Below are 13,660 nucleotides of genomic sequence, written 5' to 3'. Positions count from 1 at the left end.
CATTGCTGCGGGGTTTTGTTTTGAGCGAAAAGCCTGATCAGCCCTGCTCGTCCGTGTTGCCGATGTTGTTGCCGGCAGCCGCCATTTCGGCTTCCGCCTCGGCGATGCGGGCCGCCTTCTCGGATTGCAGCAGCGCGGTGCGCTCTTCCGCCTCCCACGATTCCTTCTCCTTGCGGGCACGGTGGAACGCCAGACCCGTACCAGCCGGGATCAGACGGCCGACGATCACGTTTTCCTTCAGGCCGCGCAGACCGTCGCGCTTGCCCATGATCGCCGCTTCGGTCAGCACGCGGGTGGTTTCCTGGAACGATGCGGCCGAGATGAAGGAGTCGGTCGACAGCGATGCCTTGGTAATACCCAGCAGCACGTTCTCGTAGGTCGCAGGGATCTTGTTCTCCGAGATCACGCGGTCGTTCTCGTCCAGCAGCTCGGAGCGCTCGACCTGCTCGCCCGTGATGTAGCTGGTGTCGCCTGCATCCATCACCTGCACGCGGCGCAGCATCTGGCGAACAATGACTTCGATGTGCTTGTCATTGATCTTCACACCCTGCAGACGGTACACGTCCTGCACTTCGTCGACGATGTAGCGGGCCAGCGCTTCGATACCCAGGAGGCGCAGGATGTCCTGCGGATCGGCCGGACCGTCAACGATCATCTCGCCCTTGTTCACCACCTGGCCGTCATGCACCAGCACCTGCTTGTCCTTGGTGATCAGGAACTCATGCTTGTTGCCGTCCATGTCGGTGATCTCGAGACGCTGCTTGCCCTTGGTCTCCTTGCCGAATGCCACGGTACCGGTGACTTCCGCCAGCATGCCCGCGTCTTTCGGCGAACGCGCTTCGAACAGCTCGGCAACACGCGGCAGACCGCCGGTGATGTCACGGGTCTTCTGCGACTCGGTCGGGATACGGGCCAGCACTTCACCCACCGACACCTGCTGACCGTCCTTCACGGTGATCAGCGCGCCAACCTGGAAGCCGATCGTCACGGCGTGTTCGGTGCCGGCGATCTTCACTTCCTGGCCCTGTTCGTTCAACAGCTTGACCTGCGGACGCAGCGACTTGGTCGCCGAACCGCGACGCTTCGCATCGATGACCACCAGGGTCGAGAGGCCGGTGACCTCGTCGATCTGGCGGGCCACCGTCACGCCCTCTTCCACATTCTCGAACTTCACCGTGCCGGTGTATTCGGTAATGATCGGGCGGGTCAGCGGATCCCAGTTTGCCAGCGCGGTACCGGCCTTGATCGTCATGCCATCCTTGACGATCAGGGTGGCGCCGTACGGCACCTTGTGACGCTCACGCTCGCGGCCGATGTCGTCGGTGATCAGCACTTCGCCGGAACGGGAAATGACGATCTGCTCGCCCTTGCCGTTGGTGACGTAGCGCATGGTCGCCGTGAAGCGCACCGTGCCGTTGGACTTGGCTTCCACCGAGGACGCCACCGCCGCACGCGACGCCGCGCCACCGATGTGGAAGGTACGCATGGTCAGCTGGGTGCCCGGCTCGCCGATCGACTGCGCAGCCACCACACCGACGGCTTCGCCGGAATTGACCAGCACGCCACGGCCCAGATCGCGGCCATAGCAATTCGCGCACAGGCCGTAACGGGTGTCGCAGGTCAGCGGCGTGCGGACCTTGACTTCGTCGATGCCCAGACGCTCGATCTCTTCGACCATGTCTTCGTCCAGCAGGGTGCCGGCGTGGTACAGCGTGGCCTGGCTTTCCGGATTGACGACGTCGGTCGCGGCAACGCGGCCCAGGATACGGTCGCGCAGCGCTTCGATCACTTCACCGCCTTCGACCAGCGCCTTCATCGACGCGCCGTTGGAGGTGCCGCAATCGTCCTCGATCACCACCAGGTCCTGGGTCACGTCGACCAGACGACGGGTCAGGTAACCGGAGTTCGCGGTCTTCAGCGCGGTATCGGCCAGACCCTTACGGGCGCCGTGGGTCGAGATGAAGTACTGCAGAACGTTCAGGCCTTCGCGGAAGTTCGCGGTAATCGGCGTCTCGATGATCGAGCCGTCAGGTTTGGCCATCAGGCCGCGCATGCCGGCCAGCTGGCGGATCTGGGCGGCGGAACCACGGGCGCCGGAGTCGGCCATCATGTAGATCGCGTTGAACGATTCCTGGACGCCCTTGGTGCCGTCGCGCTTGACGACGTCTTCCACCTTCAGCTGTTCCATCATGGCCTTGCCGACTTCGTCGCCGGCCTTGCCCCAGATGTCCACCACCTTGTTGTAACGCTCGCCGGCCGTCACCAGACCGGAAGCATACTGCTGCTCGATCTGCTTGACTTCCTGCTCGGCGGTCGCGATCAGGGTGACCTTCTGCGGCGGCACCAGCATGTCGTCGACGCAGATCGAGATGCCGGCGCGGGTCGCGAGGCGGAAGCCCGACTGCATCAGCTGGTCGGCGAACACCACGGTGGCGCGCAGGCCGCACTTGCGGAACGAGATGTTGATCAGGCGCGAGATTTCCTTCTTCTTCAGCGCGCGGTTCAGCACCGAGAACGGCAGGCCCTTCGGCAGGATCTCGGACAGGATGGCGCGGCCGACCGTGGTCTCGTAGCGAGTCACGGTGCGGTCGAAGCCGGTGCCCTCGGCATTGCGCGGATACTCGACGATACGCACAGTGACGCGGGTGGTCAGCTCAACTTCCTTGTTGTCATAGGCGCGGATCACTTCGGACACGTCCTGGAACAGCATGCCTTCGTTCTTGCCGTTGATCTTTTCGCGGGTCGCGTAGTACAGGCCCAGCACGATATCCTGGGACGGCACGATCGACGGTTCGCCGTTGGACGGGAACAGGATGTTGTTCGATGCCAGCATCAGCGAACGGGCTTCCATCTGCGCCTCGATCGACAGCGGCACGTGCACAGCCATCTGGTCGCCGTCGAAGTCGGCGTTGAAGGCGGCGCAGACCAGCGGATGCAGCTGGATGGCCTTGCCTTCGATCAGCACCGGCTCGAATGCCTGGATGCCCAGGCGGTGCAGCGTCGGCGCACGGTTCAGCATCACCGGATGCTCGCGGATCACGTCTTCCAGGATGTCCCAGACCACCGGCTCCTGCACTTCCACCAGCTTCTTGGCGGCCTTGATCGTGGTCGCCAGGCCCATCAGTTCGAGCTTGTTGAAGATGAAGGGCTTGAACAGTTCCAGCGCCATCAGTTTCGGCAGGCCGCACTGGTGCAGCTTCAGCTGCGGACCAACCACGATCACGGAACGGCCGGAGTAGTCGACGCGCTTGCCCAGCAGGTTCTGACGGAAACGACCGCCCTTGCCCTTGATCATCTCGGCCAGCGACTTCAGCGGACGCTTGTTGGCGCCGGTCATGGCCTTGCCGCGGCGGCCGTTGTCGAGCAGCGAGTCGACGGCTTCCTGCAGCATCCGCTTCTCATTGCGGGTGATGATTTCCGGCGCGCGCAGTTCCATCAGCCGCTTCAGGCGGTTGTTACGGTTGATCACGCGGCGATACAGGTCGTTCAGGTCGGAGGTCGCGAAGCGGCCGCCGTCCAGCGGGACCAGCGGACGCAGTTCCGGCGGCAGCACCGGCAGCACTTCCATGATCATCCACTCGGGCTTGATGCCGGAACGCTGGAAGGCCTCCAGCACTTTCAGGCGCTTGGCGTACTTCTTGATCTTGGCTTCGGACTTGGAGTCCTTCAGTTCCTGGCGCAGCGTGTCGGCGTCGCGGTCGATGTCGATCGAACGCAGCAGCTCACGGATGCCCTCGGCGCCCATGAAGGCGGTGAAGTCGTCACCGTACTCTTCGTACTTGGCGGCATAGTCGTCTTCCGACATGATCTGGCACTTCTTCAGCGGGGTCATGCCAGGATCGGTCACGACATAGGCTTCGAAGTACAGCACGCGCTCGATGTCGCGCAGCGTCATGTCGAGCACCATGCCCAGACGCGACGGCAGCGACTTCAGGAACCAGATATGCGCGGTCGGCGAAGCCAGTTCGATATGGCCCATGCGCTCGCGGCGCACCTTGGCCAGCGTGACTTCCACGCCGCATTTCTCGCAGATGACGCCACGATGCTTCAGGCGCTTGTACTTGCCGCACAGGCACTCGTAGTCCTTGATCGGGCCAAAGATCTTGGCGCAGAACAGGCCGTCGCGCTCGGGCTTGAAGGTACGGTAGTTGATGGTTTCCGGCTTCTTGACTTCGCCGTAGGACCAGGAACGGATTTTGTCGGGCGACGCGAGACCAATCTTGATCGCGTCGAATTGTTCATTTTGCTGAACTTGCTTGAATAGATCGAGCAGTGCTTTCATCTATCACTCCAGGTAGGCGTGAAAAAACTTGTTTGTAAGACCGAGCGGCAACCGGCCATTATCCCCCGGAGTGGCATCCCTTGCAGGACGCCGCCCCGGGGCAGGCAGATCAGTCGCGCTCCAGGTCGATGTCGATACCCAGCGAGCGGATTTCCTTCACCAGCACGTTGAAGGATTCCGGCATGCCGGCATCGATCACGTGATCGCCCTTGACCAGGTTCTCGTACACCTTGGTCCGGCCGTTCACGTCGTCCGACTTCACCGTCAGCATTTCCTGCAGCACGTAGGACGCGCCGTAGGCTTCCAGTGCCCACACTTCCATCTCGCCGAAACGCTGGCCGCCGAACTGCGCCTTGCCGCCCAGCGGCTGCTGGGTCACCAGCGAGTACGGGCCGGTGGAACGGGCATGCATCTTGTCGTCCACCAGATGGTGCAGCTTGAGCATGTGCATGTAGCCGACCGTCACGGTGCGCTCGAAGGCTTCGCCGGTTCGGCCGTCGTACATCGTGACCTGGTTCTTCGACGGGGTCATGCCCAGCTTGGCGGCGATGTCGTCCGGATAGGCCAGATCCAGCATGCGGTGGATTTCCTTCTCGTGCGCGCCGTCGAACACCGGCGTGGCGAACGGAACGCCCTTCTTCAGGTTTTCCGCCAGCGTCAGGATCTCCACGTCGGTCATGCTTTCGATGTCTTCCGGCTTGCCCGATTCGTTGTAGATCGTGGTCAGGAAGGTGCGCAGCTCGGCTGCCTTGGCTTGCGCGGCCATCATTTCGCCGATGCGCAGGCCCAGGCCCTTGGCGGCCCAGCCCAGGTGGACTTCCAGCACCTGGCCGACGTTCATCCGCGACGGCACGCCCAGCGGGTTCAGCACGATGTCGGCCGGGGTACCGTCCGCCATGTAGGGCATGTCCTCGATCGGCACGATGCGGGAAACCACACCCTTGTTGCCGTGGCGGCCTGCCATCTTGTCGCCAGGCTGCAGGCGACGCTTCACTGCCAGGTAGACCTTGACCATCTTCTGCACGCCCGGCGGCAGTTCGTCGCCTTGGGTCAGCTTCTTGCGCTTCTCTTCAAACGCCAGGTCGAACTGGTGACGCTTCTCGGCGATGGATTCCTTGATGGCTTCCAGCGCTGCAGCGGCATCGTCGTCGGCCGGACGGATGTCGAACCAGTGGTACTTGTCCAGGTCGTCCAGGTAGGCCTTGTCGATCGCGGTGCCCTTGACGATCTTCTTCGGACCGCCGTTGACCACCTTGCCGATCAACATCTTTTCCAGACGCTGGAAGGCGTCGCCTTCCACGATGCGCAGCTGGTCGTTCAGGTCCAGGCGGTAGCGCTTCAGTTCGTCGTCGATGATCTGCTGGGCGCGCTTGTCGCGCTGGATGCCTTCGCGGGTAAAGACCTGCACGTCGATCACGGTACCGACCATGCCGGACGGAACGCGCAGCGAGGTGTCCTTCACGTCGGATGCCTTTTCGCCGAAGATCGCGCGCAGCAGCTTCTCTTCCGGCGTCAGCTGGGTCTCGCCCTTAGGGGTGACCTTGCCGACCAGGGTATCGCCCGCCTCGACTTCAGCGCCGATGTAGACAATGCCCGACTCGTCCAGACGCGCCAGCTGGTTTTCCGCCAGGTTGGAGATATCACGGGTGATTTCTTCCGCGCCCAGCTTGGTGTCGCGCGCCACCACAGACAGCTCCTCGATGTGGATCGAGGTATAGCGGTCGTCGGCAACGACTTTTTCGGAGATCAGGATCGAATCTTCGAAGTTGTAGCCGTTCCACGGCATGAAGGCCACCAGCATGTTCTGGCCCAGAGCCAGCTCGCCCAGGTCGGTCGATGCGCCGTCGGCGATCACGTCGTTGCGGGCAACCCGGTCGCCCACCTGCACGATCGGACGCTGGTTGATGTTGGTGTTCTGGTTGGAACGGGTGTACTTGATCAGGTTGTAAATGTCGACACCGACTTCGCCAGCCTGCGCTTCATCGTCATTCACGCGGATCACCACGCGGCCGGCGTCGATGTAGTCAACCACGCCGCCACGCAGTGCCTGCACCGTGGTGCCGGAGTCGACCGCCACCGTGCGCTCGATGCCGGTGCCGACCAGCGCCTTTTCCGGGCGCAGGCAGGGCACGGCCTGACGCTGCATGTTGGCGCCCATCAGCGCGCGGTTCGCGTCATCGTGCTCGAGGAACGGGATCAGCGATGCCGCGACCGAGACGATCTGGCCAGGCGCCACGTCCATGTACTGCACGCGCTCCGGCGACACCAGGATGGTTTCGCCGGCTTCACGGGCCGACACCAGCTCGTCCGACAGCGTGCCCTCTTCGTTGATGGTCGCATTCGCCTGGGCGATGATGTAGCGGCCTTCCTCGATCGCGGACAGGTAGTCGATCTGGCTGGTGATCTTGCTGCCTTCGACCTTGCGGTACGGGGTTTCCAGGAAGCCGTATTCGTTCAGGCGGGCATACAGCGCCAGCGAGTTGATCAGGCCGATGTTCGGGCCTTCAGGCGTTTCGATCGGGCAGACGCGGCCGTAGTGGGTCGGATGCACGTCGCGCACCTCGAAGCCGGCACGCTCGCGGGTCAGGCCGCCCGGTCCGAGTGCGGAAACGCGGCGCTTGTGCGTGATTTCCGACAGCGGGTTGGTCTGGTCCATGAACTGCGACAGCTGCGACGAACCGAAGAACTCGCGGATGGCTGCCGAGATCGGCTTGGAATTGATCAGGTCGTGCGGCATCAGGTTGTCCGCTTCGGCCTGGCCGAGGCGCTCCTTGACGGCGCGCTCGACGCGCACGAGGCCGGCGCGGAACTGGTTTTCCGCCAGTTCGCCGACGCAACGCACGCGACGGTTGCCCAGATGATCGATATCGTCGACTTCGCCGCGGCCATTGCGCAGTTCCACCAGGATCTTGATCACGGCCAGCACGTCTTCGTTCGACAGCGTCATGGCGCCGGTGAGTTCATCGCGGCCGATGCGGCGGTTGAACTTCATGCGGCCCACGGCCGACAGGTCGTAGCGGTCTTCGTTGTAGAACAGGCCGTTGAACAGCGCCTCGACCGAATCTTCGGTCGGCGGCTCGCCGGGGCGCATCATGCGGTAGATCGCGATGCGGGCGGCAGTCTGGTCGGCGGTGTCGTCGGTGCGCAGTGTCTGCGAGATGTAGGCGCCCTGGTCCAGGTCGTTGGTGTACAGCGTCTGGATGTTGGCAACGTTGGCATCGCGCAGGCGGCCCAGCAGCTCTTCGGTCAGCTCGTCATTGGCGTTGGCCACGACTTCGCCGGTGTCGGCGTCGACGATGTTGGTCGCCAGCACGCGGCCCAGCAGATAGTCTTCCGGCACTGAAATGTGCTTGATGCCCGACGATTCGATCTCGCGCACATGACGTGCGTTGATGCGCTTGTCCTTGGCGACGATGACCTTGCCTTCACGGTCGGTGATGTCGAAGCGCGCGACTTCACCGCGCAGCCGCTCGGACACGAACTCGAGTTCGGCGCCGTCGGAACGCAGGGTGAAGTTGTCGAAGACGAAGAAGTTGGCCAGGATCTGCTCGACCGTCATGCCGATGGCCTTCAGCAGGATCGTGACCGGCATCTTGCGGCGACGGTCGACGCGGAAGAACAGGATGTCCTTCGGATCGAATTCGAAGTCCAGCCATGAGCCGCGGTAGGGAATGATCCGTGCCGAGAACAGCAGCTTGCCCGAGGAATGGGTCTTGCCGCGGTCATGCTCGAAGAACACGCCCGGGGAACGGTGCAGCTGGGACACGATCACGCGCTCGGTGCCGTTGATCACGAAGGAACCGGTGGTGGTCATGAGCGGCAGTTCGCCCATGTAGACTTCCTGCTCCTTCATTTCCTTGACGACCGGCTTGGTCGGCGATTCCTTGTCCAGGATCACCAGGCGCACCTTGGCGCGCAGCGGCGAGGCGAAGGTCAGGCCGCGCTGCTGGCATTCCTTGACGTCAAACGGCGGATCGCCCAGCACATAGGAAAGAAATTCGAGACGCGCAAAGCCGTTGTGCGAAACGATGGGGAAAATCGAGGTGAAGGCAGACTGCAGGCCTTCGTTCTTGCGCAGCGACGGGGCCTTGTCCGCCTGCAGAAAGCCGGTATAGGATTCGAGCTGGGTTGCAAGCAGGAATGGTACGTGGTGAACGTTGGCGCGCTTCGCGAATGATTTGCGAATGCGTTTCTTCTCAGTAAATGAGTAGTGCATGAACACTCCGTGAGTGACAGGAAGGATAGAGAATTCAGGATTCGACACGGATGGCGCGATATGGCTGCGTTTTCCGGGATCTGCGAAACCTCAAGTCTCGGCCCTTCAAATCTGTGATTTAATAGACCGCCTTTGCGGGCGGGTGTTGCATGGTTCCGGTACGATCGTCTTCAAAGTCCGAAAACGACAAAGGAGCCAAAGCCGAGCCCTTCCTTTTTGGAAAGGGCTCTGCGCTTTGACTCATGCGCTGTATGTCGCGCTAGCAGGCCGCAATTACTTGATTTCTGCTTTTGCGCCAGCTTCTTCCAGCTTCTTCTTCGCTGCTTCAGCGTCAGCCTTCGATACACCTTCCTTCAGAGGCTTCGGTGCACCGTCAACCAGGTCCTTGGCTTCTTTCAGGCCCAGACCGGTGATTTCGCGGACTGCCTTAATGACGCCAACCTTGTTTGCGCCGAAGTCGGCCAGGATCACGGTGAACTCGGTCTGCTCTTCAGCAGCGGCTGCACCAGCGCCTGCGCCAGCTGCCGGGCCGGCGACGGCCATTGCTGCTGCGGAAACGCCAAACTTCTCTTCGAATGCCTTCACCAGGTCATTCAGGTCCATCACGGACATCTGACCTACGGCTTCGAGGATGTCTTCTTTGCTAATTGCCATTTGAAACTCCTAAATTGATTCGATAGTTACATCAAGTCGTCATTGACGCGAACGAAACAGGCCTGATCAGCCTGCTTCCGCCGGTGCTGCAGCCTCTTCGGCTGCGGCGCCGCCGCCGTTCTTTTCCGCCAGGGCGGCGAGTGCACGGGCAAATCCGGATACCGGCGCCTGCATGATGCCCATCAGCTGGGACAGCAGAACTTCACGGGTCGGGATGTTAGCCAGCGCTGCAACGCCTGCCTTGTCCAGCGGCTTGCCTGCGTAGTTACCACCACGGATGACCAGCTTGTCATTGCCCTTGGCAAAGTCCGACAGGACCTTGGCAGCGGCGACAGCATCGTCCGAGATCGCATAGATCAGCGGACCGGTCATGTCGTTGGCGAGTCCGGAGAACGCGGTACCTTCTACTGCACGGCGAGCCAGCGTGTTTTTCAACACACGCAGGTACACGCCCTGGTCACGCGCCTTGGAACGCAGTTGCGTCATTTGACCGACTTGGATGCCACGGTATTCAGCCAGGGCGATGGTCTGTGCCGATGCGATCTTGGCAGAGATTTCTTCGACTACGGCCTGTTTTTCATTCCGATTGAGACCCACGGTCAAGCTCCAAAAATGATGCTTGGCGCCTACACAGCCGGTTGGCTGCTTGCCTTGCATCGGTTCGAACACGGCGTCCGAAGTCAGGAGTTCACTGCTGTTGCGGTACTGCATGCACAGCGGGCAGACTACAAAACTTGTTCGGGCTCGCCATCTGCGTTGGGTGCTTCGGGATCGCTCCCTCGGCTATTAACATGGTGCACAAGCTGCATGCACTTCCGCCCAACGGTCTTTGATTGCCCGGGCCTTCATCCAACAGCGACTCCGGCCCGGCCCAAAGATGCGCCCCGCGCGGTGTTTCGCGCAGGGTCTTGATTCAGTACTTAAGCAGCCAGGGTGGTCTGGTCCACGCGTACGCCGGCGCCCATGGTGGACGACAGCGAAACCTTGCGCAGATAGATGCCCTTGCTGGTGGCCGGCTTGGCCTTGTTCAGTGCGTCGATCAGGGCAACCAGGTTGCTCTTCAGGTCGGCGTCAGCGAAATCCTTGCGGCCGATGGTCGCGTGGATGATGCCTGCCTTGTCGGTACGATATTGCACCTGACCTGCCTTGGCGTTCTTCACGGCGGTTGCGACGTCGGGGGTCACGGTGCCAACCTTGGGGTTAGGCATCAGGCCGCGCGGTCCCAGGATCTGGCCCAGGGTACCGACGATACGCATGGTGTCCGGCGAAGCGATCACGATGTCGAACGGCATGTCGCCGGCCTTGATGCGCTCTGCCAGGTCTTCCATGCCGACCACTTCGGCGCCGGCAGCCTTGGCTGCTTCAGCCTTGTCGCCGCTGGCGAACACGGCCACGCGCACGCTCTTGCCGGTGCCGGCAGGCAGTACGACGGAACCGCGGACAACCTGGTCCGATTTCTTTGCATCCACGCCCAGCTGAACCGAAACGTCGATCGATTCATTGAACTTGGCGGTGGCGCATTCCTTGATCAGCGCGATCGCGTTGTCGAAGGGATAAACCTTGGTGCGGTCAACTTTGGCCTTGATTGCCTTGGCGCGCTTGGACAGATTAGCCATTACAGACCCTCCACCGTGATGCCGATGGAACGTGCGGAGCCAGCGATCGTGCGCACGGCTGCATCCATGTCGGCAGCGGTCAGATCTGGCCGCTTGGTTGTTGCGATTTCTTCAGCTTGTGCGCGGGTGATGCTGCCGACTTTGTCGGTGTGCGGACGAGCGGAACCCTTGGTGATGCCGGCTGCCTTCTTGATCAGCACGGTTGCCGGCGGGGTCTTCATCACGAAGGTGAAGGACTTGTCGGCGAACGCGGTGATGACGACAGGAATGGGCAGACCAGGCTCGACACCCTGGGTCTGGGCGTTGAACGCCTTGCAGAATTCCATGATGTTCAGGCCGCGCTGACCCAGCGCCGGGCCGATCGGGGGAGACGGATTTGCTTTACCAGCTGGCACTTGCAGCTTGATATAGCCTATGATTTTCTTTGCCATGATGCTTCCAGTTTGAGTGAGTGTTAGCGCCGCTGCGAAGTACTAGCCCTCGCGGGGGCTCCTCGTTTGATGCATGCCGGTTTCGCAATGGATGCAGCGCCCGGCATGGGCGCTTTTGCTGCAGTTGCTGCTTAAACTTTTTCGACCTGGCCGAATTCGAGTTCGACCGGCGTTGCGCGCCCGAAGATCGTGACTGAAACGCGAACCTTGGATTTTTCGTAGTTGACTTCCTCGACGTTGCCGTTGAAGTCGGTGAACGGACCATCCTTGATGCGCACCAGTTCGCCCACTTCGTACAGCACCTTGGGACGCGGCTTCTCGATGCCTTCCTGCATCTGGTGCAGGATCTTGTCGACTTCGTGCGGCGGGATCGGCGTCGGCTTGTTGGACTTGCCGCCGATGAAGCCGGTCACCTTGCTGGTGTTCTTGACCAGGTGCCAGGTGTCGTCGGTCATTTCCATTTCGACCAGCACATAGCCAGGGAAGAAGCGGCGCTCGGTCACGGACTTGTGACCATTCTTGACTTCGATGACTTCCTCGGTCGGCACCAGGATTTGGCCGAACTTGTCTTCCATGCCGGCGCGCGCAATACGCTCGGTCAGTGCGCGCTGTACGCTCTTTTCCATTCCGGAATAAGCGTGCACCACGTACCAGCGCTTGTTGCCGGTCGGCGCGGTGACTGCGGCCTCGCTCGGCACGCCGTCTTGCAGATTGTCGCTCATTATCGTTTCCAGCCCAGGATCAAGTCGTACAACAGGAATTCCAGTATCTTGTCCGTGCCCCAGAGAAAGATTGCCATCATCAGCACGAAGCCGAAGACGACCGCAGTGATCTGCATGGCTTCCTTGCGGGTAGGCCAGACGACTTTCTTGGTTTCACGGACAGACTCTTTGGCGAATGCCAGAAAGCCTTGGCCGGACAGCGAAGTCCAGAGAAGGCCGATGGCAACCACGAGACCGGCAAGCAGTGCGCCGGTGCGCACCAGGGTGGACTGGCCTGCCAGCAGATAGAAACCCACTACACCGGCAATAGCAGCGCAAATAGCCAGGCCGACCTTCATCTTGTCGCCTGACGTATTGACGGTCTGCACGGGTTGATTAGCCATACAATTTTACTTTCGGTGCCCTGCACCTGAAACGGTGGCAGGGGCGGAGGGCCTCGAACCCCCGACCTTCGGTTTTGGAGACCGACGCTCTGCCAATTGAGCTACGCCCCTACGTTAAAACGGTAAAACCCGGAACCGTCGAGACTGCCGCGCCGGAGACCGGCGCCGGCAGCAGACTTTTCCTTAGTCCATGATTTTTGCAACGACGCCGGCGCCGACGGTACGGCCACCTTCGCGGATTGCAAAACGCAGACCTTCTTCCATTGCGATCGGGTTGATCAGCATCACGGTGATCGACACGTTGTCGCCAGGCATGACCATTTCCTTGTCCTTCGGCAGCTCGATCGAACCGGTCACGTCCGTGGTACGGAAGTAGAACTGCGGACGGTAGTTGTTGAAGAACGGGGTGTGACGGCCGCCCTCGTCTTTCGACAGAACGTAGATCTCGCCGGTGAAGTGCTTGTGCGGCTTGATCGAACCCGGCTTGGCCAACACCTGGCCACGCTCGACGTCTTCACGCTTGGTGCCGCGCAGCAGCACGCCAACGTTGTCGCCGGCCTGACCCTGATCCAGCAGCTTGCGGAACATTTCCACGCCCGTGCAGGTGGTCTTCTGGGTGTCGCGAATGCCAACGATTTCGATCTCTTCGCCAACCTTGACGATGCCGCGCTCGACGCGACCGGTCACCACCGTGCCGCGACCCGAGATCGAGAACACGTCTTCCACCGGCAGCAGGAACGCGCCGTCAACGGCACGGTCCGGCGTCGGGATGTAGCTGTCCAGCGCATCGGCCAGCGCCATGATCGACTGCTCGCCCAGCGGACCCTTGTCGCCTTCCAGCGCCAGCTTGGCCGAACCCTTGATGATGGGCAGGTCGTCGCCAGGGAACTCGTACTTCGACAGCAGCTCGCGCACTTCCATTTCCACCAGTTCCAGCAGCTCTTCGTCGTCGACCATGTCGCACTTGTTCAGGTAGACGATGATGTACGGAACGCCAACCTGACGCGCCAGCAGGATGTGCTCGCGGGTCTGCGGCATCGGGCCGTCGGCGGCGGAGCACACCAGGATCGCGCCGTCCATCTGGGCGGCGCCGGTGATCATGTTCTTCACATAGTCGGCGTGGCCCGGGCAGTCAACGTGCGCGTAGTGGCGGTTCTGGGTTTCGTATTCGACGTGAGCGGTGTTGATGGTGATGCCGCGTGCCTTCTCTTCCGGCGCTGCGTCGATCTCGTCGTATTTCTTTGCTTCGCCGCCGAACTTGGCCGACAGAACCGTTGCGATTGCCGCGGTCAGCGTGGTCTTGCCATGGTCGACGTGGCCGATGGTGCCCACATTCACGTGCGGTTTGGTCCGCTC

General features: G+C 61.5%; 9 protein-coding genes and 1 tRNA gene. All 10 read right to left on the bottom strand.

The window, feature by feature from the left end; all coding sequences use genetic code 11:
• Positions 1-37 precede the first annotated feature (37 nt).
• A complete protein-coding gene (rpoC, locus tag IGW04_RS13470; RefSeq protein ID WP_194713600.1) occupies positions 38-4,282 on the bottom strand; it encodes a DNA-directed RNA polymerase subunit beta' in 4,245 nt (1,414 codons plus the stop codon).
• Positions 4,283-4,391: 109 nt separating this feature from the next.
• A complete protein-coding gene (gene rpoB / locus IGW04_RS13465) occupies positions 4,392-8,498 on the bottom strand; it encodes a DNA-directed RNA polymerase subunit beta (protein ID WP_194713599.1) in 4,107 nt (1,368 codons plus the stop codon).
• A 273-nt stretch (positions 8,499-8,771) separates the two neighbouring features.
• Positions 8,772-9,152: a 50S ribosomal protein L7/L12 gene (gene rplL / locus IGW04_RS13460; RefSeq protein ID WP_194713598.1), complete on the bottom strand. Its 381-nt coding sequence runs from the start codon at positions 9,150-9,152 to the stop codon at positions 8,772-8,774.
• A gap of 66 nt (positions 9,153-9,218) precedes the next feature.
• The gene (rplJ, locus tag IGW04_RS13455) at positions 9,219-9,809 is read right to left on the bottom strand and encodes a 50S ribosomal protein L10 (RefSeq protein ID WP_194713694.1); all 591 of its coding nucleotides are present in this window, start codon (positions 9,807-9,809) and stop codon (positions 9,219-9,221) included.
• A 263-nt stretch (positions 9,810-10,072) separates the two neighbouring features.
• Positions 10,073-10,768, bottom strand: a complete 696-nt coding sequence (gene rplA, locus IGW04_RS13450; RefSeq protein WP_194713597.1) for a 50S ribosomal protein L1 — start codon at positions 10,766-10,768, stop codon at positions 10,073-10,075.
• Positions 10,768-11,199, bottom strand: coding sequence for a 50S ribosomal protein L11 (gene rplK, locus IGW04_RS13445; protein WP_194713596.1), 432 nt, complete (start codon positions 11,197-11,199; stop codon positions 10,768-10,770). The genes rplA and rplK overlap by 1 nt, the downstream gene beginning before the upstream one ends.
• A 131-nt stretch (positions 11,200-11,330) precedes the next feature.
• Entirely contained in the window at positions 11,331-11,921 is a 591-nt protein-coding gene (nusG, locus tag IGW04_RS13440) for a transcription termination/antitermination protein NusG (protein WP_194713595.1), read from the bottom strand.
• Positions 11,921-12,304, bottom strand: a complete 384-nt coding sequence (secE, locus tag IGW04_RS13435) for a preprotein translocase subunit SecE (protein WP_194713594.1) — start codon at positions 12,302-12,304, stop codon at positions 11,921-11,923. The genes nusG and secE overlap by 1 nt, the downstream gene beginning before the upstream one ends.
• Before the next feature lie 35 nt (positions 12,305-12,339).
• Positions 12,340-12,415, bottom strand: a tRNA-Trp gene (locus IGW04_RS13430).
• A gap of 72 nt (positions 12,416-12,487) precedes the next feature.
• Positions 12,488-13,660, bottom strand: a 1,173-nt coding sequence (gene tuf, locus IGW04_RS13425; RefSeq protein ID WP_228527084.1) for an elongation factor Tu, incomplete at its 5' end; no start/stop codon positions are given.

Source organism: Noviherbaspirillum soli, assembly GCF_015352955.1.
In the GTDB taxonomy this organism is placed as follows: Bacteria; Pseudomonadota; Gammaproteobacteria; order Burkholderiales; family Burkholderiaceae_D; genus Noviherbaspirillum_A; species Noviherbaspirillum_A soli.
Note: the sequence above shows the minus strand (reverse complement) of the source record. Positions and strands in the feature narration are given on the sequence as shown.

What these genes read in the sequence shown, in the direction of transcription:
- rpoC (WP_194713600.1), bottom strand. Translation starts at nt 4,282, where the DNA reads ATGAAAGCACTGCTCGATCTATTCAAGCAAGTTCAGCAAAATGAACAA.
- rpoB (WP_194713599.1), bottom strand. Translation starts at nt 8,498, where the DNA reads ATGCACTACTCATTTACTGAGAAGAAACGCATTCGCAAATCATTCGCG.
- rplL (WP_194713598.1), bottom strand. Translation starts at nt 9,152, where the DNA reads ATGGCAATTAGCAAAGAAGACATCCTCGAAGCCGTAGGTCAGATGTCC.
- rplJ (WP_194713694.1), bottom strand. Translation starts at nt 9,809, where the DNA reads ATGCAAGGCAAGCAGCCAACCGGCTGTGTAGGCGCCAAGCATCATTTT.
- rplA (WP_194713597.1), bottom strand. Translation starts at nt 10,768, where the DNA reads ATGGCTAATCTGTCCAAGCGCGCCAAGGCAATCAAGGCCAAAGTTGAC.
- rplK (WP_194713596.1), bottom strand. Translation starts at nt 11,199, where the DNA reads ATGGCAAAGAAAATCATAGGCTATATCAAGCTGCAAGTGCCAGCTGGT.
- nusG (WP_194713595.1), bottom strand. Translation starts at nt 11,921, where the DNA reads ATGAGCGACAATCTGCAAGACGGCGTGCCGAGCGAGGCCGCAGTCACC.
- secE (WP_194713594.1), bottom strand. Translation starts at nt 12,304, where the DNA reads ATGGCTAATCAACCCGTGCAGACCGTCAATACGTCAGGCGACAAGATG.